The sequence below is a fragment of the Bradyrhizobium sp. USDA 241 genome, assembly GCF_049739505.1.
GTDB lineage: Bacteria > Pseudomonadota > Alphaproteobacteria > Rhizobiales > Xanthobacteraceae > Bradyrhizobium > Bradyrhizobium liaoningense.
In genome coordinates, this window is sequence record NZ_JBMGPZ010000004.1 from 37,318 (window position 1) to 63,618 (window position 26,301).

The following is a 26,301-nucleotide window of genomic DNA, read 5'->3' on the forward strand; positions in this document are numbered from 1 at the left end:
GCAAAGTACCGGTCGTCAGGCGGCGAAAAGCCGAAGGCAATCCTGTGCGCCTCGTCAGACAAGATGTGCGGCCGCATCAATCGGGCCCAAAAGCCGCACTCTCACGAATAGGACGGGCTAGATGGCCGGGCCGTTGCCGACCGGCTTTCCAATCCGGGCGGCCACGTTCGGACTGACCGGCTTCTTCTCCGCGAGGATGTCGTGCAGATGCTGCCTGGAATCCCAGCGCTTCTGCAATCTCGGTCTTAGACTTCCTGATGTACTGTAGAATTTCATCAAGGACGGCGCCCGGATGAGACGGGCAGCGGTTAGGATCGCGCTTAGCCTTCTGCTCTGCCATTGATGCTCTCCAGCATGTCGGAGCCCTCATGGCTTATTCGGTATTCTGCGTTCAGTGGTACTGTTCAAAGTCAACCTTGAATGCATCGCCTCCTTCAAACTCGAATGTGATGCACCACGGGCCATTGATGTGAATCGTGTAGCGCACGGACTTTCCGGCCAGCTTGTGGAAATCGTTGCCTGTCAGCTTCAGTTCGGAACTGTTGACGGCTTCGTTGAGCGTATCGAGACGAACTCCTATAGCGCGACAATCAGGATGAGAGCGAGAGCTGGCCCCGCAAATTCGGACAGTAGCTTGAGTGGATTTTCTGCCTGACAGCGGCGAGGATTCTTGCTGCGAATCAGGAGCGAAGATGACGAAGAAGAGCCGCCGGACGCATTCTCCGGCATTCAAGGCGAAGGTTGCTTTGGCTGCGGTCAAAGGCGACAAGACACTGGCGGAGCTGGCGCAACTGTTTGATGTTCATCCGAACCAGATCACGATCTGGAAAAACCAGCTCCTGGAAGGCGCCGCCGGCGTGTTTGGGCATGACAAGACATCGGCCGAGACGCCGGTCGATTTGAAGGCGTTACATGCCAAGATCGGCGAGCTGGCGTTGGAAAACGATTTTTTGTCCGGCGCGCTCACCAAGGCGGGCCTGCTGAGCGCAAAGCGATGATCGACCGCGATCATGATCTTTCTATCGTGCGCCAGGCGAAGGTCCTGAAGCTGGCTCGCAGCACGGTCTACTATGAACCTCGGCCAGTTTCGGCCGAGGACCTTGCCTTGATGCGTCGGCTCGATGAGCTGCATCTCGATTATCCCTTCGCGGGAGCGCGTATGCTGCGATCGTTGCTGCGGCGGGAGGGCGTATACGCCGGTCGCCGCCACATCGCGACGCTGATGAAGCGCATGGGGATCGAGGCGGTCTATCGTCGCCCGAACACGAGCAAGCCGGCTCCGGGTCACAAGATCTACCCGTACCTGTTGCGCGGATTGAAGATCGAGCGGCCCGACCATGCGTGGGCAATGGACATCACCTACATTCCGATGCGGCGTGGCTTCGTCTATCTCGCGGCGGTCGTCGATGTGTTCAGCCGACGGGTCCTGGCCCATCGCGTCTCGATCACAATGGAGGCGGCCTTCTGCGTCGAAGCGGTCCAGGAGGCGTTGGCGAAGCACGGCAGGCCCGAGATTTTCAACACGGATCAGGGCAGCCAGTTCACCAGCCTCGAGTTCACCGATGTGCTGCTGGACGCGAAGATCGCCATCAGCATGGACGGCAAGGGCGCCTGGCGCGACAACGTGTTTGTCGAGCGGCTCTGGCGCACGGTCAAATACGAAGAAGTATATCTCCGCGCCTACGACAGCGTGTCCGAGGCGCGAGCGTCAATTGCCAAGTATCTGGCCTTCTACAATCAGGGACGCCCTCACTCGAGCCTTGACGGGCGCACGCCCGACGAGGCTTACTTCGGCACGCAAGCTATGGTGATGGCCGCATGACCGTCGCCGACGGTTTTGTCGTCGCTCTGGTCGGGCTACGCCCTCCCGACGCAACGACAAAACCGTAAAGCCCCGCGTTCAGCATAACCCGGCAGGAATCCACTTAAATCCAGCGGGGCGCTGTCCAAACAACCGGGGCCAGCTCTGCGCGATGCGCTTGTGCATTCTCTTGTCGACGCAAAGCCGGTTCGCCGCTAGTGGCGCGGCCATACTGCCTAAGATCACAACTGATCGCCAAGCGCTGGCTACGACCAATCCTGGTAGTTGTGATAGGGGCGTTCGCCGAATATGCATCCCGGTTAGCTTCTTCCGCTGCTTGGGCGAGCTATGGCTGATTTTGGGTGACGCGGCCTGATCAGGCGGCGTGGCTTTCAGTGTTCGGAATGACTTCGATTCCGTCGATGAACTTTACACCGGCGATGACTTTCGGCAACTGGTTCGTGCTCTTCAATCGCCGCCAGGTCTTCGATGCGGCGTCGATGAGCTTGAACACCATCAGCTTCGCAGTTTGTTGCGACAGCGATCCCTTGGTCCGCACCGTTCGGTGGCGCACCGTGGCGAAGACGCTCTCGATCGGGTTCGAGCTGCGTAGGTGGATCCAGTGCTCAGCAGGGAAGTCGAAGAAGGCGAGCAGCGCATGGCGATCCTTGATCAGGCACTCCACCGCACGTCCGTATTTGACGTGGTATTTCTCGACGAAGACGTCGATCGCGGTTTCAGCTTCGGCCCGGTGTGGGGCCAGATAGATGTTCCGCAGGTCGTTCTTCATGGGGCCCTGCACGGATTTGGCGACCTTGTCGAGTACGTTGCTCACTTTATGGCACCAGCATCGTTGGTGCCGCGTGCCGGGAAAGGCCTCGTCCAGTGCCTTCCAGAAGCCGAGGGCGCCGTCGCCGATGGCGAGTTGCGGGGCAATCCGTAACCCGCGTTGCCGCAGGTCGATCAGGAGTTCGCGCCAGCTCTGCGCGCTCTCGCGCACGCCGACCTGGAAGCCGATCAGCTCCTTCTTGCCTTCCGGCGTGGTGCCAATCAGCACCAGCATGCATTCGCTGTGATCTTCCATGCGGGCCTGCAGGTACACGCCATCGGCCCAGATGTAGACATAGCGACGCGCCGACAGATCGCGTCTCTGCCAGCGTTCGTACTCGACCTGCCAATCGGCCTTCAGGCCGGCGATCACCGAAGGCGACAGGTTCGGCGCATCCTTGCCGAGCAGCGCCGAGAGCGCCTCCTGGAAGTCGCCGGTCGAGATGCCGCGCAAATAGAGGACCGGGATCAAGGCATCCAGGCTCTTCGTCCGCCGCGCCCATAGCGGCAGGATTGCCGAACTGAAGCGGAGGCGGTCGCCTGGCCCGCTCGCTCCCGCGGTCGCGGACCTTGGGACGAGCGACCTCCACCGGACCGATGCCGGTCGCAATCTCGCGCACCGGACCGTGCCCATGTCGGACCAGGCGCGCTCGACCGTCGGGCAGCGTCAGATTGGCCGTGCTGGCCAGAAACGCGCCAACCTCGATCTCGATCGCCCTGGCAAGCAGGTCCCGCGCGCCGGCACGAACGATATCGGTCAGTGGATCATCAACCGCGGACGGCTGACGGAAAGCAAGAACATTGGTAGTCTCGGTCATGGCGTATCGCTCTCCTCGAGAGGTTCTGGCAGGCTCGTCACCCGCCTCGATACGCCGCCTTCCTCACACCGTCATCACCCAGATTCCGCCATAGCTCTGCTTGGGCTGACCATGGTGAAGTTAGCGGTGAGTGGTAGGGACAGCGCTTCCTCGGTTCACGTCAAAGCGCCGAGTCACGTGCAGCTATCTACTGTGGGTCCGAATGGGCGGTGACAATCAACACTCGAAATCTTCGGCAGATCACAGCCCTGCGGTCGCAAGCGCTTGAGGTGCTTGCAGCCAATCAGGCCCGGGCCGCCGATCAGTCTTTGAGCCCGGCAGATCGCCAAGTCGCGACGTTTGATGCCGAGGAGGCTCAGGCAGTGTTGGGCATACTCGATAGCGTGAAACTCAACCTGGGCCGAAGGAGGCAGGCAAGATCGCTGCACGCATACGCGCTCTTCTAGAGGGCGTCTCGTGGGCGCTGGCGTGTTTGGTGCCTGATCATGATTCGGTTCCCCGTCAAACCAAAACTCAGATACTACAGTGGCGTGAACCGAAAGTTGCAGCGCAAAAAAAGCGGGTTTATAACGCGGTTGCGCATCGCGCCGCCAATCACCTTAATACCCAGATCGCGAACAATGAGAGCGACACCCAGCAATATATGTTCGCTAACATCGCTTACGATATCGGCGCTTCGACGGATGACGTGCGATCTGCCCTTTCAAACGGCGGGTACAACGGCGTAACATTCATGGGCATTAGCGCAGAGGAGCGGACAGCACTGGCTCGATACAGACGAGAGGGGAGCTGAAGTGTCGCAGAAGTTTGCTAACCGGTGATTGTGATTAAATGCTTTTCAATCCGCTGGAATCGCTTCTCGCTTCTCTTCGAACATATGCCATCGCGCATAGACGCATGAACGATGGTCGCGGCTGTACGCCTGAGGTCATGGGGCGTAAAGGCTACCAGCTCTTTGTCTTCCAACAAGCGCCGCACAGCCTGGCTCATACAGTGGCTCGCAAGCACCCCAACGCTTTCGAAGCGACTGGCAACGACGGGTCTGTTGCCTTGGTCCTCTCCCTTCTCTGGCTTGCCGATCTCCAAGGCCGCCTCGATCAACTTGACGGCAGTCGGGAAGAGCGGGACTGTGTGCTCCGCTTTCTTGTTCTTCGTCCGTACAGCGGGAATGATCCAGTGGGGCTTTTCCCCGTGTAGGCCGTGAAGCTCGGAACGCATCATGCTCGCGACTTCGCCCCGGCGCTGGGCTGTCAGCAATACGGACTTTCAGCGCCAAGCGCGTTCCATCCGTGATGCCCGCTTCCTCATCGTTGAGGATCGCAAAGAAGGCTTCAGTTCGTCGAGTGTTAGAACGCGGTCCTTCTCGACTTCCTTGCCACCAACTTTCTTCATGCCGTGCAGGAAATTCTCAGTCAAATCTCGCGGTCGTTCGCATACCCCGCAAATGGTGCGGATATCCGCTTAAGCAATCCCGATGAGCAAGTGCTACCAAATGAGATAGGTTCGACATGTTGCCGGTTGTGGTACTTTCCGAAGCTCTTGGTCGGATCTAGACCACGCAGCGAGCTGCGATCCTGTTTAGACGGAGAGACGTTGAATGACCGCGAGAAGTCCCGAATACGAGAAACGCGAACGGAAGACCCATCCAGAGCCCGAACGGGCCGCCCAGGCTTCAGCCTCTGAAGCGGGAGGCACCACGCACGATGTTGGAGAATCAGCGAGGGCTGCATCAAGCCATTCATTTGCGTCTCCGGAATGGAAAAAATCCCTCGAAGAGACAACAGACCTGTTCGCTGCGGCGTTGAAGGACGGGTCAAAGCTGGCTGCTTCCTCTCTGCACGCTCAGGTCAATCTTCTGAAGAATCTTGCCAATTCCAAAACTCCCTCGGACGTGATGAAGTGCCATCTGGATTTCGCGGAGCAGTTCTGGTCGAAATCGTTCAGCAAAGGCTGAGAGATAAGATCATTTAGAGCGGGCCGTCATCTGCGGCTAGCTGAGCAATTCGCCAAGCGTGAAATAGGGTCGATGGCGCTCTATTACCTCCGAGGTGAACGCACCTTTGGCAAGCCTGACAATCACCCCAGTCCAGCTTCGCTACTTGCTCGACTACCCATGCGAATGCTCCTCCTCGTGAGGCTCAGTGATTCTGAGATGGAGATGGTCGAGCTCGTGATTGCGTAGTTTTCGAGCCTCAATCGCGCACGGCGTGTTGGAGAACGGGTGCGCGTCCGAAGGGAGACGATCGATTAAAAGGCCCGCTTGCCTGCTGTTCAATACGCCAGCGAAATTTCTGTGTGCTTAGCAGGTCGGATGAATGCCGCCATCGCGTACAGGCCGGGCGTGCAAGAGAATGCGCTGGGCCGTGATGGGCAGCACGTTGTCGGGGCAATTTGGCGGCGCGAGCGTGAGCCTGCAGTCCGAAGTTCGGCGGGACCAACTGGGACGGACAGTGCCCCCGTCGGCCATCAGTTTTCAGACCAAAGCGAACACCTTGACCCTGTAGCCCGCCACGAAGCGCCTGCAGAATCTCCGATTCTCGATTCGGCACGACCCTTGCTCGGTCCTGGGCAGCATCACCGAGTCTCCAGATGCGGTAATGTTAGGGGCGGGCTCGTCGCTTCTAGCGCCTGGTCCGCCCCGCCGGTTTGCTGTGAGGCGAGGTGAGTCAGGATGTTCAAGTGGTGGCGCTCATCTTCGCTCGCGCTCGTCGCCGCCGAGTTAGGAACGGAAAGTGCACCCCCGCAGCTCCGGAGTAGTAGGCGGCGATATCGAGCCGCAAGACCGTGGAACAAACATGCGCACCGGAACAGTAGTGTCGTACAGCGTTGAAAAGGGCTGGGGGTTCATTCGGCCTGACTATGGCGACGGCAAGGATTTGTTCGTGCACATATCGGACCTTCGCGGCTGCGCAGGGGCTGATCTGGTGTCCGGCACGCGCGTGACTTTCGGTATTCGTTTCAATAAACAGCGCTCGAAGTACAGAGCCGTCGAAGTCAGGCTGCGCGCTCCGGGGCATGGCGACCAGTGAATCCGATTGATGGCGACCACCATTTCCGATCGATAACGACCACCTGTTCCGGTCGATGGCGACCAGGGCAACAGGGCTGTGGACGGGCGTGATGAACGCCGTCCCAGTCGTGCAACATCCCGGATCGCCCCTAGGCTAGTCGATTCTGCTATACGAGGCTGATGGCAGCATCAGCTAAGTTCACCAAAACCGCACGACAGCTACGAGCGACCCGGATTGGGAACTTGTCGGATTCCGTCCCCGCAGAACCTAGGCCACCAAACCCGCGCCGAATGGCTCGAGGCCGAGACCTCAATGCTTTGATACTAACACTCCAGCCTCATTCCACCGTGACCGATTTTGCAAGATTACGCGGCTGATCCACGTCCGCCCCCCTTGCGACCGCGGTATGTAAGCCAAGAGCTGGACCGGAATGGCATAGACCAGCGGCGTAAAGCTTGCGACCATTGCCGGCAGCACGATGGTCAGGAGCGTGTCTACCATCGCTTCAGACGCACCCTTCGCATCGGTGATCAGGATGATCTTGCCGCCCCGAGCGGCCACCTCTTGCATGTTAGAGACGGTCTTCTCGAAGACCTCGTCGTAAGGCGCGATCACCACCACAGGCACAGCCTCATCGATCAGTGCGATCGGGCCGTGCTTGAGCTCGCCGGCGGCGTAGCCCTCTGAGTGGATATAGGAAATTTCCTTCAACTTGAGCGCGCCCTCCAAGGCCAAGGGGGCCGATGTGCCACGACCGAGATAGAGTACTGTCCTCGCGCCGGCGATATAACGCGCGAGCTTCTCAATCTGGGGCTCGACCAACAGGGCCGCAGCAATCAATCGCGGCACCTCAATGAGCTCGCGCACGAGCTGCGATTCATCGATTTCAGACAGCTTACCCCGCTCCTTAGCTGCTCTGACGGCAAGCACCCCCAATACCATCAGCTGGCAGATAAATGCCTTGGTGGAAGCGACGCCGATTTCTGGCCCTGCCAGGGTAGGCAAAACGGATTCGCTCTCGCGCGCAATCGTCGACGTCGGTACATTAACCACAGATATCGTATGCAAGCCCTTGCCCTTGGCGTATCGCAAGGCAGCTAATGTGTCAGCGGTTTCGCCCGATTGCGAGATGACTATTGCGAGATCGCCTCGGCGCAAAGGCGCCTCCCTGTAGCGGAATTCAGAGGCTACATCGACGTCGCAAGGCAAACGCGCGAGCCTCTCGAACCAGTATTTGGCGATGTGCCCAGCGTAGCTAGCCGTGCCGCACGCAGTAATTGAAATGCGCTGAATGCAATTAAAGTCGAAGGGCAACGCGAGCGGCAGGGCGACGCGTTTGGCCGCAACATCGAGATAATGCGCCAATGTCTTGCCGGCCACTGTCGGCTGCTCGTGAATTTCTTTGGCCATGAAGTGGCGGTAATTCGCTTTGTCCACAAGGAGCGCTGATACGCCAGATTTTGATGTTTCCCGCTGGACGATAGAGCCGTCTGCACCATAAATCACGCACGTTGCGCGCGTAAGCACGGCCCAGTCGCCGTCTCGTCCGACCGAGGTCGATCTCCTCGTCGGTGACGCCAGCAAGGCGCGCGAGGTGCTCGGCTGGACGCCGAAGCGCAGCTTTGCCCAGCTCGTCGAGGAGATGATGACGAGCGATCTGGCGGAGACAAAACGGGATGCGGCCAGTGGCAAACGCACCGTTTGAGCTGAGGGGCAAGAGCGTCTACGTCGCCGGCCATCGCGGCATGGTCGGAGCCGCGCTGGTGCGCCGGCTGGCACGGGAGGAGGTGCGGCTCGTCACGGTCGACCGGCGCGAGGTCGATCTCTGCAACCAGGCCGCCGTGTTCGACTGGTTCGCCAGGACGCGGCCGCAAGTGATCTTCCTCGCCGCGGCCAAGGTCGGCGGCATCGTCGCCAACAACACGCTGCGCGCCGAGTTCATCTACGACAACATCGCGATTGCGGCGAACGTGATCCAGGCCGCGCATCAGAACGGCGCCGAGAAGCTAATGTTTCTGGGCTCGTCCTGCATCTATCCGAAGCTGGCGCCGCAGCCGCTGCGCGAGGATTCCGTGCTCACCGGTCCGCTGGAGCCGACCAACGAGCCCTATGCGATCGCCAAGATCGCCGGCATCAAGATGGCGGAGGCCTATCGCAGCCAGTATGGCAGCGACTTCATCAGCGTGATGCCGACCAATCTGTACGGCCCCGGCGACAATTATCACCCCGAGCTGAGCCACGTCGTCGCCGCGCTGATCCGCCGCTTCCACGAGGCGAAGGTTTCGGGAGCGAAGCGCGTCATCGTGTGGGGCACCGGCACGCCCCGGCGCGAGTTCCTCTATGTCGACGACATGGCGGATGCCTGCGTGCACCTGATGAAGACCTATTCGTCGCCGGAACCGGTCAATATCGGCACCGGCGAGGACATCACCATCGTCGATTTAGGGTCCAGACTCAATTGAGCCAATATGCGACGAGAGCGGCGAGATGAACAGCGGCCAAAAAATTACGGGCGAGCTTGTCATATCGCGTGGCGATGCGCCGGAAGTCCTTGAGCCTGCAAAAGCAGCGTTCGATGACATTTCGTCCTTTGTAGGCGCGTTTGTTGAAGCGATGGATGACGACACGGTTAGATTTATTGGGGATTACGGGCTTGGCGCCACGACGAATGATTTCGCCGCGAAGCTTGTCGCCATCATACCCTTTGTCGGCGAGGAGCACGCTCATGGGTGGCGCGAGCGCCAGGACATCGGGAGCCGCAGCGATATCGGCATCCTGGCCTGGAGTCAGATGCAGGACGACCGGCCGGCAGAGCGGATCGCTCAGCGCATGGATTTTTGTCGTGCGGCCTCCGCGCGAGCGGCCGATTGCTTGATTGTGCTCCCCCCTTTTCCGCCGGAGGCACACCGGTGAGCTTTAATCGAGGTCGAGTCGAGCGACAGTACGACGCCGTCTTCGCCAGGCTTGGCCAGCGCTTCGAAGATTGCGCACCATCGTCCTCGCTTGGCCCAGCGATTGAAGCGATTGTAGATCGTCGTGTAAGGGCCGTATTCACGTGGACAATCACGCCATCGTGCACCCGATTGCAGCATGTGAATGATGCCGCTGACGATGCGTCGGTCGTCGTCCCGATCCGGCCCCGTCAGTCCCCTCGGCAGATGCGGTTCGATACGCGCCCATTGCCTGTCGTTCAGCCAAAACAAACCAGCGCGCATTCTCTCGCCCCCGAATCAACACGTAGGCAAGAGAATCACGTGGCGCTATTTAGGTACAGACCCTAGCACTGATGGTCGCGGCCGCCGTCGGCTTTCGCGGTGAAATCAGCTTGGATACGTCGCGCCCGGACGGAACGCCGCGCAAGCTGCTGGATGTTAGTCGGCTGTCCAGACTCGGCTGGCGAGCCACCACCTCGCTCACGGAAGGCATTCAGCTGGCATACCGGGTGTTTTGCGCTGAGAGAGACGGACGGCTCCAGAGTGATCTGCTCGTTCTCGACAAGGCAGCCTGCATCACCGGCTAGGGTCCAGACTCAATTGAGCCAATATGCGACGAGAGCGGCGAGATGAACAGCGGCCAAAAAATTACGGGCGAGCTTGTCATATCGCGTGGCGATGCGCCGGAAGTCCTTGAGCCTGCAAAAGCAGCGTTCGATGACATTTCGTCCTTTGTAGGCGCGTTTGTTGAAGCGATGGATGACGACACGGTTAGATTTATTGGGGATTACGGGCTTGGCGCCACGACGAATGATTTCGCCGCGAAGCTTGTCGCCATCATACCCTTTGTCGGCGAGGAGCACGCTCATGGGTGGCGCGAGCGCCAGGACATCGGGAGCCGCAGCGATATCGGCATCCTGGCCTGGAGTCAGATGCAGGACGACCGGCCGGCAGAGCGGATCGCTCAGCGCATGGATTTTTGTCGTGCGGCCTCCGCGCGAGCGGCCGATTGCTTGATTGTGCTCCCCCCTTTTCCGCCGGAGGCACACCGGTGAGCTTTAATCGAGGTCGAGTCGAGCGACAGTACGACGCCGTCTTCGCCAGGCTTGGCCAGCGCTTCGAAGATTGCGCACCATCGTCCTCGCTTGGCCCAGCGATTGAAGCGATTGTAGATCGTCGTGTAAGGGCCGTATTCACGTGGACAATCACGCCATCGTGCACCCGATTGCAGCATGTGAATGATGCCGCTGACGATGCGTCGGTCGTCGTCCCGATCCGGCCCCGTCAGTCCCCTCGGCAGATGCGGTTCGATACGCGCCCATTGCCTGTCGTTCAGCCAAAACAAACCAGCGCGCATTCTCTCGCCCCCGAATCAACACGTAGGCAAGAGAATCACGTGGCGCTATTTAGGTACAGACCCTAGATCATATCGAGCAATGTTCCGAAGGGGCTGAGCCTTGCGATGATCTGTCAGCCCTCCTTTTTGATCAAGAGAGCACCGATTCTCCTTTGGTCGAGCTTGGGCGTCAGGTCTGCGTGAATACCCGGCGCCGCTTTAACCTGGGGCGGCAGCAGCGGATCTCCGACTGTTAACCGCCGAAAAGATGCGCCCAGTTTGGCACCAAGCACGCGAAGTTCTCGATGTGTAAAGAACCGTGAAGTGGTCCTAAGCTCCTTCGCGCGTCACACTAGCAAACCTAGATGATTTGATGGTCATGCTTTGTTACCTCGGCATCAGCAGCGCTGGTGAAGTCGCGCTCGGCGAGGTTCGCGCGGACGACACCCCCATTACCACGGTGATCGGACGCGATCGCGACATAGACCGCCGGGAGCACGAATAGCGTGATCAGCGTGCCCGCAGACATGCCAGCGGCGAGAACGAGTCCGATCGAGAACCGGCTCGCGGCGCCAGCTCCCGTTGCCGTCAACAAGGGTATGAAGCCCGTGACCATTGCCGCCGTGGTCATCAAGATTGGGCGCAGTCGGACACGCGCCGCCATCTCTATAGCCGAGCGACGGTCAAATCTCTCCTTGAACTGCAGCTCATTGGCGAACTCAACCATTAGGATGCCGTGCTTTGAAATCAACCCGACCAGTGTCAACAGTCCAACCTGGGTGTAGATGTTCATGGTCGCCCAGCCGAGGAACGGCGGAATCAAGGCGCCGACCATTGCCATCGGCACGCTGATCATGATGATGAGCGGATCGCGCAGACTTTCGAACTGCGCCGAAAGCACTAAGAATATGATGATGAGGGCAAATGCAAAGGTAATCGCCAATTGATTACCCTCGTGCACGTACTGGCGGGCGTCGGCCAGGAAGTCGTAACTGAAGCCTGGGGGCAGTTTCTTCGCCTCGGCTTCTAGGAAATCCACGGCCTGTTCGATCGTGACGCCGGGCATCGGCACGGCCTGAAAGGTCGCGCAGTTGAGCTGGTTGTAGTGGGTGAGCGCATTCGGATCGGTCGCAGTCTCGGTGGAGACTACGGTAGACAGCGGAAGCATCGATCCCGTCGCAGTCTTCACATAATAGCTTCCGATTGATTGCGGCACTAGCCGTTCCTCTCGCGGCACCTGCGGGATCACCTCGTAGGAGCGGCCCTGCAGATTGAAGCGGTTGACGTAATTTCCCCCAAGTAAGGTGGCGAGCGCGTTACCGACGATCTGCATGGTGATGCCAAGCTCGTTAGCCTTCGATCGATCAACCTTGATTCGTACCACCGGCTGGTTGAACTCGAGGTCGGAGTCGCTCACCATGAAGAGGCCGCTCTTCTGCGCGGCATCCTTCAACTTTGACATCTGCTCGTGGATGGATTGAAAGCCAAGAGTCGAATTGATCACCATCTGGACTGGTAGGCCACCAGAACCGCCCGGCAGCGGAGGCAAGCTAAAGGCAAACGCGTTGATGCCTTCGATTTTGGATAGCTCGGCCTGAACAAGCGACTTTAGTACAATCGATGATCGCTTGCGTTCGTCCCAAGGCTTGAGCAACATGCCGGCCATGCCACTCTGCTGGCCGCCAATGCCATTGAACACGAAGCTCAAGTCAGTCTCTGGAACTTTTTTCAACGCGCTTTCAAGCTTGGTGCCATAATAGTCGAGGTAGTCGATATTGGCGTATTTCGGCGCCTTAGTTAGCGCGAATATGATACCTTGATCCTCCTCCGGCGCTAGTTCCTTGGAAATATGCATATACAGAAAGCCGACAAGTCCCAACATGGTCAGCGCAAATAGGCCGGTAATTGGGCGATAGTCGAGCGAACGGTCGAGCTTGCGGCCGTACCATCGTGTTACGGCACTGAACCCGCGGTTCACAAGCCTTGCAAATCGTCCCCCCTTGGCGCGCCTCAGGAAGAGAGAGCACATCATGGGCGACAGCGTCAAAGCGACCACACCGGACACGATCACCGCTCCTGCCAGCGTGAACGCGAATTCGCGGAACAGGCCACCGGTGAGGCCGCCAAGGAATCCGATCGGGGCATATACCGCAGCCAAGGTAATCGTCATGGAGATAACCGGACCGACGATCTCGCGCGCGCCCCTTGTAGCAGCCTGTAGCGGAGCCGCTCCTTCTTCTAAATGGCGATGAATATTCTCCACCACCACGATTGCGTCGTCGACCACGAGGCCGATCGCGAGAACCATCGCAAGGAGCGTCAGGAGGTTGAATGAGAACCCCAGCGCCAGCATCATGCTGCAGACACCAACGAGAGACAACGGAATAGTAACCACAGGAATGATGACGGACCGCAGCGAGGCCAGGAAAAGAAAGATCACGACGACCACAACCACGACGGCCTCAATGAGCGTCTTCTTCACTTCGTCGATCGATGATTGAATAAACTTGGATGAGTCGTAGGCCACTTTCATCTTCAGCGGCGGCGGCAGGTTACGCTCCATTTCAGGAAACAGCGCCCGAACGCCTCGCACTATGTTTAGCGGATTGCCTTCCGGGCTCGCTTGCACGCCGACAAAGACCGCGTGGTCGCCGTTCATCGTGACGGTAGTGTCCGTCATCTGCGCGGCAAGTTCGACTACCGCAATGTCTTCCATGCGCACAAAGCCACCGTCATTCGCCTTGACAATCATACGCTTGAAATCGTCAACACTCCGCAAATCCGTATTTGCTGTGACATCGGAGATAGTGAAATAGCCCTTGGTCTGGCCTGCCGCAGCCTGGAAGTTGTTAGCTGCGATTGCAGCCGAAACTTCAGCCGGCGATATGCCATGCCCAGCCATTTTCGCAGGGTCTAGCCATAGCCGCATCGCAAAACTCTGGCCGCCTAGGATGTCAGCCGCTGAAACGCCGTCGACGGTTGAGATAACCGGTTGCACGACGCGCGTGAGGTAGTCGGTGATCGCACTGGCCGCTAGCTCATCGCTGGAGAAAGCGATATACATGACAGCATTCGTCTGACCGCTCGACTTCGTGACGACTGGATCGTTTGATTCCTTCGGGATCAGGTATTTGACTGAGTTGACCTTGGAGAGCACCTCCGTGAGCGCTTCGTTTGGATTGAAGTTCAGCTTGATGTAAACTTGAATAGTCGAGACACCAAGCATAGACGAGGAACTGATGTAGTCGACGCCTTCGGCGGACGCGACTGCTTGCTCCAGGGGAGTGGTGATGAACCCCTGGATCATGTCGGCCGAGGCGCCAGGATAGGCAGTCGTGATATTGATGACCGTATTGGTTAGCTTCGGATATTGCCGGATCGGCAGTAGGACCGCGGCGCGCAAGCCGATCAGCAAGATCAGGAAACTCACGACGATTGACAATACCGGACGTTTGATGAAAAGCGCGGTAAATGTCATGTCAACTCGTATTCGGGATTGGGATGTAAATCTGCCACCAACTTTAAGGCAATGGTCAGCAATGCGGCGACTGTGCTAGAGCCCCCGCTGTAGAGCTCGTGCCCTTTTTGCGTTTATCGGCGAAAGGCCCGACAAGAATAGTTGATTAGAACGCAACGACTTCTAGCCGGGCATTAGTTCAGGCTTCGCACTTCGACATCGGAATTACAAACGACCTGACCGGTACTCAACTCTACAAAGGTAAGTGAGTGATATAGCATCGGCTGCAAAGCACTATACCAAGGTTTATCGAGTTCGCCGCTGATCACCGTCGCAAGACTTGCGGAGTTGCTAAACACAAATTCTTAGCCCCGCATATTCAGTGCGCGCCCGCTATCGCTTCGCTAACTCGCCGAACAAAGCCGTCTCGGGGCTTGCCCTCTGCTGCCAGTTCGATATGCCTCTCGGAACAGTGCTTTGAGCGTTTCTGTCAGCTCAATAAGCTGCGCTCTGGCTTGTCCACGCCTTGCGCTACCGAGTTGGCAACGCCAATACCACTTTGTCGATCCGACGCGTTGAGCCAACGTAGGCGGCCGTACATAGCGCCGCGGGGAGTCGCAGTGGACTATCGGCGGTTTTGGGCGTGTCACCGTCGATAAGTCAAGATACTGCAATGTGTCAACCGCCTCCAAATGCCTTGGCAGCCGCAATCAGCTTTTGTACGTTGCACTCTCCAGACCGAAAATCATCGAGCGCCGCGGGCAGCCCCTGGTTGATTGCAAGGGCCTGCTGCGCGCTTCCTAGCTGAGATAGCGATTGCGACTACTCATGGCGGGCCCATCCTTTTCACGAACCGTCGGTACGGTGACGATCTCGATCGGGACATTGAGATCAACCACCATGCGACGCACGACTACGCATTGCTGAACATCCTTCTGGCCAAAAAAGCGACGTGGGGCTGCACCATGTTGAACAACTTGCAGACGACAGTCGCCACACCGCGAAAATGTCCGGGCCTGAAAGCGCCGCATAGAGGTTTCGCGAGGTCGCCAGGTCCAACAAAGGTTTCGAAATTGCTCGGATAGACTTCCTGTGCATCGGGCGCGAAGAGGATCGCAACACCAGATCCCGGCACAGTTCTTCATCGCGCAAGAAGTCGCGCAGATAGGTGCTGAGATCTTCATTTGCTCCGAACTGAGTGGGGTTAACGAAGATGCTGACGACGGTCACATCGCATTTTGCTTGGCTCGCTGCGATCAGCGCCAGGTGGCCATCGTGGAGATCCCCGTGGGTCGGTCAAAATCCCCCGGGTATGGTCACTTGAAACTCCCCCACCTGATGATCGCCGTCAGCGCCGCTGAACAGCAGTAGCCGGTCAGGCAGGACGTTTATGTTCGACCCCTTTAGCCAGCAAGGGGCCGGGGAGTTGAACGTCTTGAAGCGACATCTGCAAAGCACCGTACTTACATTACTTGATCGCAACACCAGCCAGCGCGAGATTCACCGGCTGACGGGTGTCGATCGCAAGACGATCCGGCGTTATCAGGCGCTGCGGGCCGGTGCGGAGGCAAATTCCCCCGGGGAAGTGACCACCGGCTCGGTGAGCGCGGACGGCCAAATTCCTCCACCCCGACCACCGGCTTTTGGGACATCGGAAGCGACGGTCACCAGCAGCCTGGCCCGTTCGGCTTGCGAAGCGCATCGGACGTGGATCGAAGAACAGGTCCGGCTGAAGCGGAACGCGCAGGCGATTTACCAGGACCTGGTTGATCAATTTGGCTTTCCGTCCAGCTACCAGAGTGTCAAGCGGTTTGTGCGCCGGTTGCGGCACGCTGATCCTGAGCAGTTTGATCGTCTTGAGTTCCTCCCCGGCGAGGAAGCTCAGGTCGACTATGGCGAGGGCGCGCCGACGGTTGATCCGAAGAGCGGGCGGTACCGTCGTCCCCGCCTGTTCGTGATGACGCTACGCTACTCGCGGCGCAGCTTCCGGCGGGTAGTCTGGAAGTCCAGCCAACAAGTCTGGGCGCAGCTCCACGAAGAGGCGTTCCGGTATTTTGGCGGGGTCCCCAGCTATGTCGTGCTCGACAACCTGAAGGAAGGCGTCCTCAAGCCGGATTTGTACGAGCCCCAGCTCAACCCGATTTACAGCGCGATGCTGGCTCATTACGCCGTGGTCGCCGATCCCGCGCGCGTGGCCGATCCAAATCGGAAAGGATGCGTCGAGAATGCGATTCAACATACCCAGGGCACTGCGCTGGCCGGACGGCGCTTCGAGACGCTGGAGGCGCAAAACGAGTTCTTGAGGCACTGGGAGGAGAACTGGGCTTCCAAACGCATCCACGGCAGCACGCGCCGTCAGGTCGAGGCGATGTTCCAGGAAGAGAAGCCGCACCTGCGGCCGCTGCCTGTCGCTCCCTTCCGCATCTTCACCGAAGTCGTCCGGACTGTCTGCGACGACACCACCGTACGCGTCGACAACAGCTATTACGCCGCGCGGCCCGCGCCGATCGGCAGCCAGGTCGTCGTGCGCATCTACACCACCACGATCGAGATCCGTGATCGCCACACCCGTGCGCTGCTGCGTGTTCATTCCCGGATGGCGCACCCCGGTTCTGTCGTCCAGAGCTGGCCCCGGTTGTTTGGACAGCGCCCCGCTGGATTTAAGTGGATTCCTGCCGGGTTATGCTGAACGCGGGGCTTCGTCGGCGACGGTCATGCGGCCATCACCATAGCTTGCGTGCCGAAGTAAGCCTCGTCGGGCGTGCGCCCGTCAAGGCTCGAGTGAGGGCGTCCCTGATTGTAGAAGGCCAGATACTTGGCAATTGTCGCTCGCGCCTCGGACACGCTGTCGTAGGCGCGGAGATATACTTCTTCGTATTTGACCGTGCGCCAGAGCCGCTCGACAAACACGTTGTCGCGCCAGGCGCCCTTGCCGTCCATGCTGATGGCGATCTTCGCGTCCAGCAGCACATCGGTGAACTCGAGGCTGGTGAACTGGCTGCCCTGGTCCGTGTTGAAAATCTCGGGCCTGCCGTGCTTCGCCAACGCCTCCTGGACCGCTTCGACGCAGAAGGCCGCCTCCATTGTGATCGAGACGCGATGGGCCAGGACCCGTCGGCTGAACACATCGACGACCGCCGCGAGATAGACGAAGCCACGCCGCATCGGAATGTAGGTGATGTCCATTGCCCACGCATGGTCGGGCCGCTCGATCTTCAATCCGCGCAACAGGTACGGGTAGATCTTGTGCCCCGGAGCCGGCTTGCTCGTGTTCGGGCGACGATAGACCGCCTCGATCCCCATGCGCTTCATCAGCGTCGCGATGTGGCGGCGACCGGCGTATACGCCCTCCCGCCGCAGCAACGATCGCAGCATACGCGCTCCCGCGAAGGGATAATCGAGATGCAGCTCATCGAGCCGACGCATCAAGGCAAGGTCCTCGGCCGAAACTGGCCGAGGTTCATAGTAGACCGTGCTGCGAGCCAGCTTCAGGACCTTCGCCTGGCGCACGATAGAAAGATCATGACCGCGGTCGATCATCGCTTTGCGCTCAGCAGGCCCGCCTTGGTGAGCGCGCCGGACAAAAAATCGTTTTCCAACGCCAGCTCGCCGATCTTGGCATGTAACGCCTTCAAATCGACCGGCGTCTCGGCCGATGTCTTGTCATGCCCAAACACGCCGGCGGCGCCTTCCAGGAGCTGGTTTTTCCAGATCGTGATCTGGTTCGGATGAACATCAAACAGTTGCGCCAGCTCCGCCAGTGTCTTGTCGCCTTTGACCGCAGCCAAAGCAACCTTCGCCTTGAATGCCGGAGAATGCGTCCGGCGGCTCTTCTTCGTCATCTTCGCTCCTGATTCGCAGCAAGAATCCTCGCCGCTGTCAGGCAGAAAATCCACTCAAGCTACTGTCCGAATTTGCGGGGCCAGCTCTTCCTGCCGACCAGCGAACGGCCGTTCAACCCGTCGCGGCAAACCGCCGTGCTGCTGGCGAGCGCCGAGCGCATCGGACCGCAGACCAGGTGCGCGTTTCGCGGGATCGTGAGCGCGGATTTCAGGGGATCGTGAGCAGAGATTTCAGACGATCGTGAGCAACGATTTCGCGGGATCGTGAGCAAGGCTTTCGGAGCCTTGCAGCGCTTCGGCCGACAACTCAACCGGCTTAGGGATGACCTCGTGGTTAACGAGGAAGTCCAATGCCTACCCAGAGATTGTCGATGCGCCGGATCAAGGAAGTCCTTCGGTTAAAACATTTTCAAGGCCTGCCAGAGCGGGCCATCGCGCGGAGCGTGGGCGTCAGCAACGGCGTTGTGCACAGCTACCTGAGCCGCGCCCGCTCTGCTGGGTTGAGCTGGCCGCTTCCGGAGGGAATGACCGATGAAGACCTGGAGCTTTTGCTTTTCCCGGCCCCACGACCAGCGTCTCAGAGCCCGCAGCGGCCGGTGCCCGACTGGAGCTACATCGATAAAGAGCTCCGCCGGCGCGGCGTAACCCGTCGCCTGCTCTGGGAGGAGTATCGCGCCGTTAATCCCGACGGTTTCGGGTACACGTGGTTCTGCACTACCTACGAGGCCTGGAAGGGGCGGGTCCGACCTTCGATGCGGCAGATTCATCTGGGCGGCGAGAAGGTGTTCGTGGATTTCGCCGGCGACACCATCGACATCGTCGATCCCCTGACCGGGGAAGTGCAGCCGATGAAGCTGTTCGTCGCGGCGATGGGCGCTTCGAACTACACCTACGCCGAGGCCTGCCCCAGCGAGAGCTTGGCCGACTGGATCCGGGCCCACGTCAACTTGTTCACGTTTTTGAGCGGAACGCCGACGTTCGTGGTCTGCGACAACCTCAAAGCCGCCGTCAGCAACCCCGACCGCTACGATCCCGGCCTCAATCGCACTTATGCCGAGATGGCGAGCCATTACGGCACGGCCATTCTCGCCGCACGGCCGCGGCGCCCAAAAGACAAGGCGAAGGTCGAGGTCGCGGTGCAAATCGCCCAGCGCTGGATTCTGGCCCGGCTGCGCAATCAGCGCTTCTTTTCCCGGGCCGAGCTCAACGCCGCCATCAAGACACTCGTCGACGAACTCAATGCTCGTCAAATGCGTGGCTTCGGCTCAAGCCGCGCCGAACTGTTTGCCGAACTCGACAAACCCAAGCTAACCCCGCTGCCAGATCAGCCTTATGCCTTCGCACGCTGGAAGCGCTGCCGCCTCGCTCCCGATTATCATGTCGAGGTCGACGGCCATTGGTACTCCGCGCCGTATCGTCTGATTGGCGAGCTGGTCGATGCCCGTATCGACGATCGGACGGTCGAGATCTTCCACAAGGGCCAGCGGATCGCCAGCCATGCCCGCGCGCCCAACCGACGCGGACACACCACCATCGCCGACCACATGCCCAGCGCCCATCGCCGCTACGGCAAATGGACCCCCGCCGCGGTGATCGCCGCCGGCGAGCGGATCGGTCCTTCGACAGCAGCGTTTTTCCAGGCCGTGATCGACGCCCGCCCCCATCCAGAACAAGGCTTTCGAACCTGCCTTGGCATTCTGGCGCTCGTCAAAAGCTACGGCGCCGAACGCCTCGACGCAGCCTGCCGGAGGGGCATCCTCATCAAGGCGCGCTCCGTCGCCTCGATTAGATCGATCCTCCAGAACGGCCTCGATCGCACGTTCTTCGACGAATCTTTCGAGCACCAGCCCCTGCGCCACGGCAACATCCGCGGACGCGACTACTTCCACTGAAGCAAGGAGAGACCCGGCATGCTTAACCACCCAACCCACGAACGGCTGATCGAGCTTGGCCTGACCGGAATGGCCAAGGCCTTCGAGGAGCAGCGCCGATCGCCCGATCTCGAAGCCCTGCCGTTCGAAGATCGCATCGGCCTGTTGGTCGACCGCGAAGCCGCCGAACGCGACACCAGGCGGCTCACCACGCGCCTCAAGATCGCCGCACTGCGCCAGACTGCTTGCGTCGAGGACGTCGATCTGCGCACCCCGCGGGGCATCGACCGCGCCGTTTTCGCCAAACTCGTCGAAGGTCGCTGGATCGATCGCCACGAGAATTTGCTCGTCACCGGGGCAACCGGCCTGGGCAAAAGTTGGTTAGCCTGCGCGCTCGGCCACAAGGCCTGCCGCGACAACCGATCAGTCCTCTATCATCGCGTTCCAAGGCTGTTCGAGGCGCTCGCGCTCGCGCGCGGAGACGGACGTTACGCCCGGCTCCTCAAAAGCCTCGGCCGCGCTCAGCTTCTGATTTTGGATGATTGGGGACTATCGGTGCTCACCGCCGCGGAACGCCGCGATCTGCTCGAAATCCTCGAGGACCGCCATGGCCGCGCATCCACCATCGTCACAAGTCAGCTCCCCGTGGACACCTGGCATGGAGCCATTGGGGACCCCACGGTCGCCGACGCCATTCTCGATCGCCTCGTCCACAACGCCCACCGCCTCCAGCTCACCGGAGAAAGCATGCGAAAACGCAGCGCCAAAACCATCACCCTTGACGGCCAACCAGAACACTGACTCTATCTCCCATCGGCCGTAGCGGGCTGCTCACGATCGTCTGAATTCAGTGCTCACGATCGCGCGAAATCGATGCTCACGATCCGTGAAATCCGCAGACCAGGGCCTTGTGCCAGCAGGTGTTCGACACCGAAGGGCGCCCCGGACAGCGCGCGATGTGGGGCATTGTCGGGCTGGGCCGGAAGTATCCGGCGCGGCTGATCGAGCAGGCCTGCGCGCACGCCATCGACAACCGCATCTACCGCTACAAGCACGTGCGTGCGACCGTCGAGCGGTTGTTCGAACAGGCGATCGAGCAGGTTGGAGTGACGCCACAGCCGGCATCGCCGCTCACCCAGGATCATCCGCTGATCCGTACCCCCGCGGAATACGGCGACCTCTTCAGCCGCGCTGTGCGGCGCGACGCCGACGACAATGGTCGGCAGGCCGAGGCTCACGACGATCACGCCACGGCAATCCGCGCTCGTGTCGCCTGCGCAACCCCGGCCAACTCCGGCGCCACGAGCGCTCCCGCTGCACCTTCTCACCTTAAACTGGAGACCTAGCCACATGATGACCATGCCGGAAATTGAGCGTTGCCTACGACAGCTGCGCCTGTCGGGTGTCCGCGACACGCTGCAGACGCGCGTGCTCCAGGCGCAGGGCGCCAACCAGCCCTTCCTCGAGACCTTCTCCCTTATCCTGCAGGATGAACTGGACCGTCGTCAGTCCCGTCTTATCGAGCGGCGATACCAGCAATCCGGGCTCGACGAAAAGCTGACGCTCGCCGAGTTCGACTGGTCCTTCAATCCCAAACTGCCACGTCAGACCTGCTTCCAGCTCCACACCCTGGCGTTCATTGCCGCTGGCGAGAACGCTCTGCTTGTTGGCAAACCTGGCACCGGGAAGTCGCACATCGCCAAGGCGATTGCCTATCAGGCGATCCTGCAAAGCCACAAGGTCCAGTATCTTGAGACCGACGACTTCTTCCACCGCTACGCCCTGAACTCTCCGGCACAACGCGAGGTCCGGCTGCGAACCATCATCGACTGCGATCTCCTCGTGCTGGACGATCTATTCCTCGCACGCGCCATCCCCGACGACGCCGGCACTTTGCTGCAGACCCTGATCCATCAGCGTTACAAACTGCGCCGCAGCGTCATCGTCACCTCCAATCGCGTCGTGCAGGATTGGGGGGCATACCTTGGGGACAACACTATGAGCACGACGATCCTCGATCGCCTTATGCATCATTGCCATCTGCTTGAGTTCGACGGACGCAGCTATCGGCTCAAAGAAGCCGCTGAAGCTCTTGCCCGGGAAACAAACTCAAACTAACAGTCCCTTGTCCTGCCTCGCGGGTGGAGGAATTTGACTGACCACACCCGGAGGAATTTGAAGTGACCCGCGGGGTAACGTTCATCCTCGAAAGTCTTTGTGCGAGGTACGCCTCTAGCACGCAGTTGAAAAACGTGCTCGCCGCCGACCAGCGACCGTGATTCATTGGCTCCGACGAGATTCGGAAATGATGCGTGCGCGGCGGCGACAATCGAACGGGCGAGCTGTTCAGCTACGTCGATCTCGAGGCTCGGGTGCGGCGTGACCATCCGCTGCGAGCGATCCGGACGATCGTGAACGAGGCGCTGTCGACGCTGGAGCGCGAGTTTGCCGCGCTCTATTCGCCGATTGGGCGGCCGTCGATCCCGCCGGAGAAGCTGCTGCGGGCGTGCTGTTGCCTCAGCGCAGCCGGCCAGTATGGTCCATAACGGACGAACCCGGTTGTGCGAGCACCTTCATGAGCTGCATGCATTACGCCTGGACAGGGGAGCACCAGCCCGGCGGCGTGCACTTCCCGGCGCGTTGGTCACGAGCGTACGGTTCGGGGCGCAGGAATATCTTGCCACGCCCACACTGCGATCCGCTCGCAACTCTTGTAACTCTGACGGCAGTGATCGGTGGACGGCCTCGGGAGATCAACGCTGTCATGCGGTTTGCGAGACAGCCTCATGGCTGGAAGAGACCGTCGAAAAGCCAAACGCACGGCGCGCCCCGACAAGGCATCGCCGGACAGGTGCGAGAACACGCTTTGCAGAGAGCAGTTTCCGGAGGCGAGTCGGATCAGCCAACCCGAAGATCCTCAGCTGACATCTTGCCCGAACGCCCGGCCTTGAGCTGATAACTTACCCGAGCCCCCTCTTCGAGAGTGGTGTAACCGGCCCTTTCGACGGCACCGATGTGCACGAAGACATCGGGACCTCCGTCCTCAGGCCTGATGAACCCATAACCTTTGGTCGAGTTGAACCACTTCACAATACCCATTGCCACGGCGGCATCTCCATAGTGAACCGTTGTGATCTAGCGAAGAGTCTGCCGGCCATCAAGATGGTCGGCAAGACGCCAGCGTCGCTGCGCTGGTCACGTGCTCGTTTTTTTATCGCATGGTCTATCTGCGGCCGCATTGTGCAAACGACAGAAAGCGCCGTGACGTCGACCACACTTCGATTCAAGGCTTCAGGATCCGGATGACGTTTTGACCTTCGCTTCACTCGTCGCGCGCTAGCGGCCTACAGAAGAGTTGCAGAGCCTCGAACACGCCGCGCTCATCCGGAGCCGAGCTAAAGCGAATGGGATTGATCGTCGTTGAACAACAGGGCGGCCGTGAACTCCTTCGCGCAGCCTGGATCAGGATAATCAATCCGCGCCATGCCTGCATTGAGCTACGTGACATGCTTTCTCAAGCACGAAGACAGTCCCAGAGCTGCGCTTTAGCTGTTCGCGTTTAGATATTAGCCGCACGCCGGCCATGTCGGACGAACAGGGGTCTGCGAGACAATCCTCAAGGAAGCGCATCTGGCAACTTACCGCCCGCTCGTCATGTTGTGGTTGGACGCCAGGAAACCCGCTCGCCAGCGGTGGAGGCTGTTCAAACCGGTAATTTTCGCATCTGACGACCTTCATCGCGTCTGCCGGCGGCTCATCAGCTCTCTCGCCTTGGGTTCGATGAATTCAGCTGAGCACCGTGAAGACGTTGAGATAACCAATGGTCTCAGCCCGCTGACCGAATTTTACTCAGAACAAAGCCGCCTCGATGCATAGGTGTATTCAAGGGCCAGTTGACGCGCATATTCCCTGAGGTTGGCGGCGGCGCTGTGCCCCCCGTCGATGTTCTCGTAATAGAAGTAAGGCTGGCCCAGCGCGGCGAGCTTCGCGGCAGCTTTGCGGCCGTGCGCTGGATGCACGCGGTCGTCTTTGGTGGAGGTAAGAATTAGGGGAGCGGGATAAGTCTTGCCCGCCATCAGCTTCTGGTAGGGCGAGTAGCCTTCGATCCACGCACGCTGCTCGGCAATGGCAGGGTCACCGTACTCGCCGATCCAGGAGGCGCCTGCGCCCAGTCTGGTGTATCGAAGCATGTCAAACAGCGGGACCTTGATGATGGCCGCGTTGAAGAGTTCGGGACGTTGGGTGATTGCGGCGCCAACGAGCAGGCCGCCCTGGCTGCCGCCAATGATTCCGAGCCGGCTCGGACTTGTGATCTTCCGGCGGATCAGGTCCTCGGCAACGGCAATGAAATCATCCCATGTCGTCTGCTTCGTTGCCGTCTGGGCCGCTTGATGCCATTGTGGGCCAAACTCGCCGCCCCCACGCAGGTTCGCCACGACATAGGCATTGCCCTGTTCGAGCCAGAGCCGTCCCACCGGTCCCAGATAAGAGGGCAGAAGCGAAGCCTGGAAACCGCCATAGCCATAAAGAAGTGTCGGGATCGTCCCGTCAAACCTTGCGTTCTTCGGCCGCACCAGAAAATAGGGAATTGACGTGCCATCACGCGAAGTGGCTTCGAGCTGCTCCACGATATGATTGGACGCATCGAAGGCAGCCGGTGTCGTCTTCAACTCCTCAAGGCTTTTGCTTTCGGCATCAAAATACCAGACTGAGGTTGGTCTGAGATAGCTCGAGACCGCGAACATGGCTCGGTCCGTTTCATCGGAGGTGGCTAACAGGCTGACATTTGCATGTTCTGGCAGCGGGATCGGCGTCGCGGACCAAGCTCCGTGATCGTACTTATAAGCGAACGCTCTGCTCTGAACGTTCTCAAGGATCGTCAGGATCAACAAATTCTTTGTGGCGCCTAACCCGCTCAGGGCCTGGCGGGGCCCAGGTTGGAAGACGAGCGAGGCTTTGGCACGCATCGGATCCTGTTTCCATTCGGCCAGATCATACGAAATCAGCGATCCGGCGGCGAAGCTGATATCGCCTGGCGGCCTCCAATCTTCATCAAGCCTTACAAGCAGGTGACCACCCACTAGACCGATCATCGCGGCCTTCTTCGGCAGATTGAGCTTGACGGGCCCACCGGGGCGGAAGACCACATACTCGGACTCGAAAGAGCTGATTGCGCGGATCGCGCCGGTCTCATGAATGTTGCCCTCGCTGTCACGAAGCATGAAGGGGGACATCGAAACGTCGGTGGGCTCGCCACGAAAGATCTCGCGAGCCTCACTGAGCGGCTGAGCGCGTTTGAGCTCCTTCACCACAAAGGGGTAGCCGGCTTGCGTCAAAGTCCCCTCGCCCCAGTCACGTGCAACAAGGAGTGTGTCACGATCGACCCAGCTGACGTGCTGCTTGCCCTCTGGGAGATAAAAGCCATCCGCAACGAAGGTCTTGGCGTCGCAGTCGAACTCTCGTATGGACGCGGCATCCTTGCCGCCATCGGAAAGACTAATCAGGCAGAGGCGCTCTTCGGGCGGAAGGCAGCTGCTACCTTGAAAGATCCAATTCCTGTTCTCGGCGACCGCCAAGGCGTCCACGTCGAGAATGGTTTCCCACTGTGGGTCTTTGCTACGATAGCTCTCGAGCGTGGCGCGTCGCCAGACGCCGCGCACCTGGTTCTCATCTTGCCAGAAATTCTCCAAGCCGCGCCGTTTCAATGAAACATATGCGATCCGATCCTTGGCCTGCAGGATGGAGAGCGCCTGTCCGTAGAAGTGCCCATAGCGAGGATCTGACTGGAGCACCCCGAGCGTCTTCTCGTTCTCGGCGCGAGCCCAAGCCACTGCGCTTGGCCCTTCGATCTCCTCGAGCCAAAGGAATGGGTCATCAGTCACCGCCGCATCCGTTCGCTCCTGTGAAAGTGCCGTGGAGGTGATGCAGGCAATCGAAAGCAGCGTGGCGGAGAAGAGTAATGTATTCATGGATTTGCTCCGGCTGAGGTCGAGCGGTCAGGCTCGCGGGCCCTGCGGGTCAAGCAGAAGCGGCGGAAAGCACGCAAGCGCATGACATAGCGCGGCTTGCGCTATGTCGCGGGCCGTTCATTGCAAGTTGCGTGCCGGCTAAAGGGCCGCAAGTTTCAGCCGCTCCGGCAGCAGCACCATGTCCGCTTCCCGACACCGCTTGCCAAGCAGACCCGACAGCGTGTCGGCCGGACAGCTCGTCAGACGGCACCGGTTTTTCGGTTTCAGCGGCCAAGAACGGAACACGCCCCAGCTCCAATGGCAACGCGCACAGAGCTGGCCCCGGTTGTTTGGACAGCGCCCCGCTGGATTTAAGTGAATTCCTGCCGGGTTATGCTGAACGCGGGGCTTTACGGTTTTGTCGTTGCGTCGGGAGGGCGTAGCCCGACCAGAGCG

Annotated in this window: 14 protein-coding genes and 10 pseudogenes; 12 read left to right on the top strand and 12 right to left on the bottom strand. The window is 59.7% G+C overall.

The window, feature by feature from the left end; translation table 11 throughout:
• Positions 1-120: 120 nt before the first annotated feature.
• Both ABIF91_RS09845 and ABIF91_RS09850 read right to left on the bottom strand, forming a co-directional pair.
• Positions 121-340 (bottom strand): annotated as a pseudogene (locus ABIF91_RS09845) (helix-turn-helix transcriptional regulator); the annotation flags it as partial.
• Positions 341-391: 51 nt separating this feature from the next.
• Positions 392-769 carry a type II toxin-antitoxin system RelE/ParE family toxin gene (locus tag ABIF91_RS09850; protein ID WP_424579123.1) on the bottom strand — a complete coding sequence of 126 codons (378 nt, stop codon included), beginning with the start codon at positions 767-769 and terminating at the stop codon, positions 392-394.
• Between ABIF91_RS09850 and ABIF91_RS09855 the strand changes: the two genes are divergently transcribed.
• A protein-coding gene (locus tag ABIF91_RS09855; protein WP_129557670.1) for an IS3-like element ISRj2 family transposase occupies positions 693-1,822 on the top strand; the annotation gives its coding sequence in 2 pieces (ribosomal slippage) (positions 693-945 and positions 945-1,822; 1,131 coding nt in all). The genes ABIF91_RS09850 and ABIF91_RS09855 overlap by 77 nt on opposite strands.
• Before the next feature lie 355 nt (positions 1,823-2,177).
• On the opposite strand, the pseudogene ABIF91_RS09860 reads toward ABIF91_RS09855, so the two are convergent.
• Together ABIF91_RS09860 and ABIF91_RS09865 are read right to left on the bottom strand one after the other, a co-directional pair.
• Positions 2,178-3,447 (bottom strand): annotated as a pseudogene (locus ABIF91_RS09860) (IS256 family transposase).
• An 810-nt stretch (positions 3,448-4,257) separates the two neighbouring features.
• On the bottom strand, positions 4,258-4,704 hold the full coding sequence (locus ABIF91_RS09865) for a tyrosine-type recombinase/integrase (RefSeq protein ID WP_225005522.1): 447 nt from the start codon (positions 4,702-4,704) through the stop codon (positions 4,258-4,260).
• A gap of 340 nt (positions 4,705-5,044) precedes the next feature.
• Here ABIF91_RS09865 and ABIF91_RS09870 point away from each other — a divergent pair, with 340 nt between their 5' ends.
• On the top strand, positions 5,045-5,401 hold the full coding sequence (locus tag ABIF91_RS09870) for a hypothetical protein (protein ID WP_028182256.1): 357 nt from the start codon (positions 5,045-5,047) through the stop codon (positions 5,399-5,401).
• 841 nt (positions 5,402-6,242) lie between these two features.
• A complete protein-coding gene (locus tag ABIF91_RS09875) occupies positions 6,243-6,476 on the top strand; it encodes a cold-shock protein (protein ID WP_018647867.1) in 234 nt (77 codons plus the stop codon).
• Between the two features lie 319 nt (positions 6,477-6,795).
• Here the strand turns inward: ABIF91_RS09875 and glmS are convergent.
• Positions 6,796-8,006: pseudogene (glmS, locus tag ABIF91_RS09880) on the bottom strand (glutamine--fructose-6-phosphate transaminase (isomerizing)); the annotation flags it as partial.
• Between glmS and ABIF91_RS09885 the strand changes: the two are divergent.
• Positions 8,002-8,163, top strand: a pseudogene (locus ABIF91_RS09885) (GDP-mannose 4,6-dehydratase); the annotation flags it as partial. The pseudogenes glmS and ABIF91_RS09885 overlap by 5 nt on opposite strands.
• A pseudogene (locus ABIF91_RS09890) lies at positions 8,144-8,899 on the top strand (GDP-L-fucose synthase family protein); the annotation flags it as partial. The pseudogenes ABIF91_RS09885 and ABIF91_RS09890, both read left to right, overlap by 20 nt.
• Before the next feature lie 13 nt (positions 8,900-8,912).
• Here ABIF91_RS09890 and ABIF91_RS09895 read toward each other — a convergent pair.
• A protein-coding gene (locus tag ABIF91_RS09895) for an IS5 family transposase (RefSeq protein WP_110115998.1) occupies positions 8,913-9,673 on the bottom strand; the annotation gives its coding sequence in 2 pieces (ribosomal slippage) (positions 8,913-9,334 and positions 9,334-9,673; 762 coding nt in all).
• Between the two features lie 53 nt (positions 9,674-9,726).
• On the opposite strand from ABIF91_RS09895, the pseudogene ABIF91_RS09900 reads away from it, so the two are divergent.
• Positions 9,727-9,978, top strand: a pseudogene (locus ABIF91_RS09900) (GDP-L-fucose synthase); the annotation flags it as partial.
• Between the two features lie 9 nt (positions 9,979-9,987).
• On the opposite strand, the gene ABIF91_RS09905 reads toward ABIF91_RS09900, so the two are convergent.
• The 3 genes and pseudogenes from ABIF91_RS09905 to panC form a co-directional block, all read right to left on the bottom strand.
• A protein-coding gene (locus tag ABIF91_RS09905) for an IS5 family transposase (RefSeq protein WP_110115998.1) occupies positions 9,988-10,748 on the bottom strand; the annotation gives its coding sequence in 2 pieces (ribosomal slippage) (positions 9,988-10,409 and positions 10,409-10,748; 762 coding nt in all).
• 340 nt (positions 10,749-11,088) lie between these two features.
• Positions 11,089-14,205, bottom strand: a complete 3,117-nt coding sequence (locus ABIF91_RS09910; RefSeq protein WP_028153850.1) for an efflux RND transporter permease subunit — start codon at positions 14,203-14,205, stop codon at positions 11,089-11,091.
• Positions 14,206-14,715: 510 nt separating this feature from the next.
• Positions 14,716-15,450, bottom strand: a pseudogene (gene panC, locus ABIF91_RS09915) (pantoate--beta-alanine ligase).
• A gap of 124 nt (positions 15,451-15,574) precedes the next feature.
• Between panC and istA (ABIF91_RS09920) the strand changes: the two are divergent.
• Positions 15,575-16,804 (top strand): annotated as a pseudogene (gene istA / locus ABIF91_RS09920) (IS21-like element IS1631 family transposase); the annotation flags it as partial.
• A gap of 92 nt (positions 16,805-16,896) precedes the next feature.
• Here the strand turns inward: istA (ABIF91_RS09920) and ABIF91_RS09925 are convergent.
• Positions 16,897-18,026, bottom strand: a protein-coding gene (locus ABIF91_RS09925; RefSeq protein WP_404513507.1) for an IS3-like element ISRj2 family transposase whose coding sequence is annotated in 2 segments (ribosomal slippage) — positions 16,897-17,774 and positions 17,774-18,026 — 1,131 coding nt in all. Because the reading frame shifts where the segments join, the coding sequence is not laid out codon by codon here.
• 350 nt (positions 18,027-18,376) lie between these two features.
• Between ABIF91_RS09925 and istA (ABIF91_RS09930) the strand changes: the two genes are divergently transcribed.
• From istA (ABIF91_RS09930) to ABIF91_RS09950, 5 genes and pseudogenes are all read left to right on the top strand, one after another.
• Positions 18,377-19,918 carry an IS21-like element ISFK1 family transposase gene (istA, locus tag ABIF91_RS09930; RefSeq protein ID WP_304495197.1) on the top strand — a complete coding sequence of 514 codons (1,542 nt, stop codon included), beginning with the start codon at positions 18,377-18,379 and terminating at the stop codon, positions 19,916-19,918.
• An 18-nt stretch (positions 19,919-19,936) separates the two neighbouring features.
• Positions 19,937-20,698 carry an IS21-like element ISFK1 family helper ATPase IstB gene (gene istB, locus ABIF91_RS09935; RefSeq protein ID WP_011090937.1) on the top strand — a complete coding sequence of 254 codons (762 nt, stop codon included), beginning with the start codon at positions 19,937-19,939 and terminating at the stop codon, positions 20,696-20,698.
• Between the two features lie 92 nt (positions 20,699-20,790).
• Positions 20,791-21,243, top strand: a pseudogene (locus tag ABIF91_RS09940) (IS21 family transposase); the annotation flags it as partial.
• 4 nt (positions 21,244-21,247) lie between these two features.
• Entirely contained in the window at positions 21,248-22,015 is a 768-nt protein-coding gene (istB, locus tag ABIF91_RS09945; RefSeq protein WP_038952109.1) for an IS21-like element IS1631 family helper ATPase IstB, read from the top strand.
• Positions 22,016-22,209: 194 nt separating this feature from the next.
• Positions 22,210-22,404, top strand: a pseudogene (locus ABIF91_RS09950) (IS5/IS1182 family transposase); the annotation flags it as partial.
• 391 nt (positions 22,405-22,795) lie between these two features.
• Here the strand turns inward: ABIF91_RS09950 and ABIF91_RS09955 are convergent.
• A complete protein-coding gene (locus ABIF91_RS09955; protein ID WP_018645234.1) occupies positions 22,796-23,002 on the bottom strand; it encodes a cold-shock protein in 207 nt (68 codons plus the stop codon).
• 740 nt (positions 23,003-23,742) lie between these two features.
• Positions 23,743-25,866 carry a prolyl oligopeptidase family serine peptidase gene (locus ABIF91_RS09960; RefSeq protein WP_424579125.1) on the bottom strand — a complete coding sequence of 708 codons (2,124 nt, stop codon included), beginning with the start codon at positions 25,864-25,866 and terminating at the stop codon, positions 23,743-23,745.
• Between the last annotated feature and the right edge of the window lie 435 nt (positions 25,867-26,301).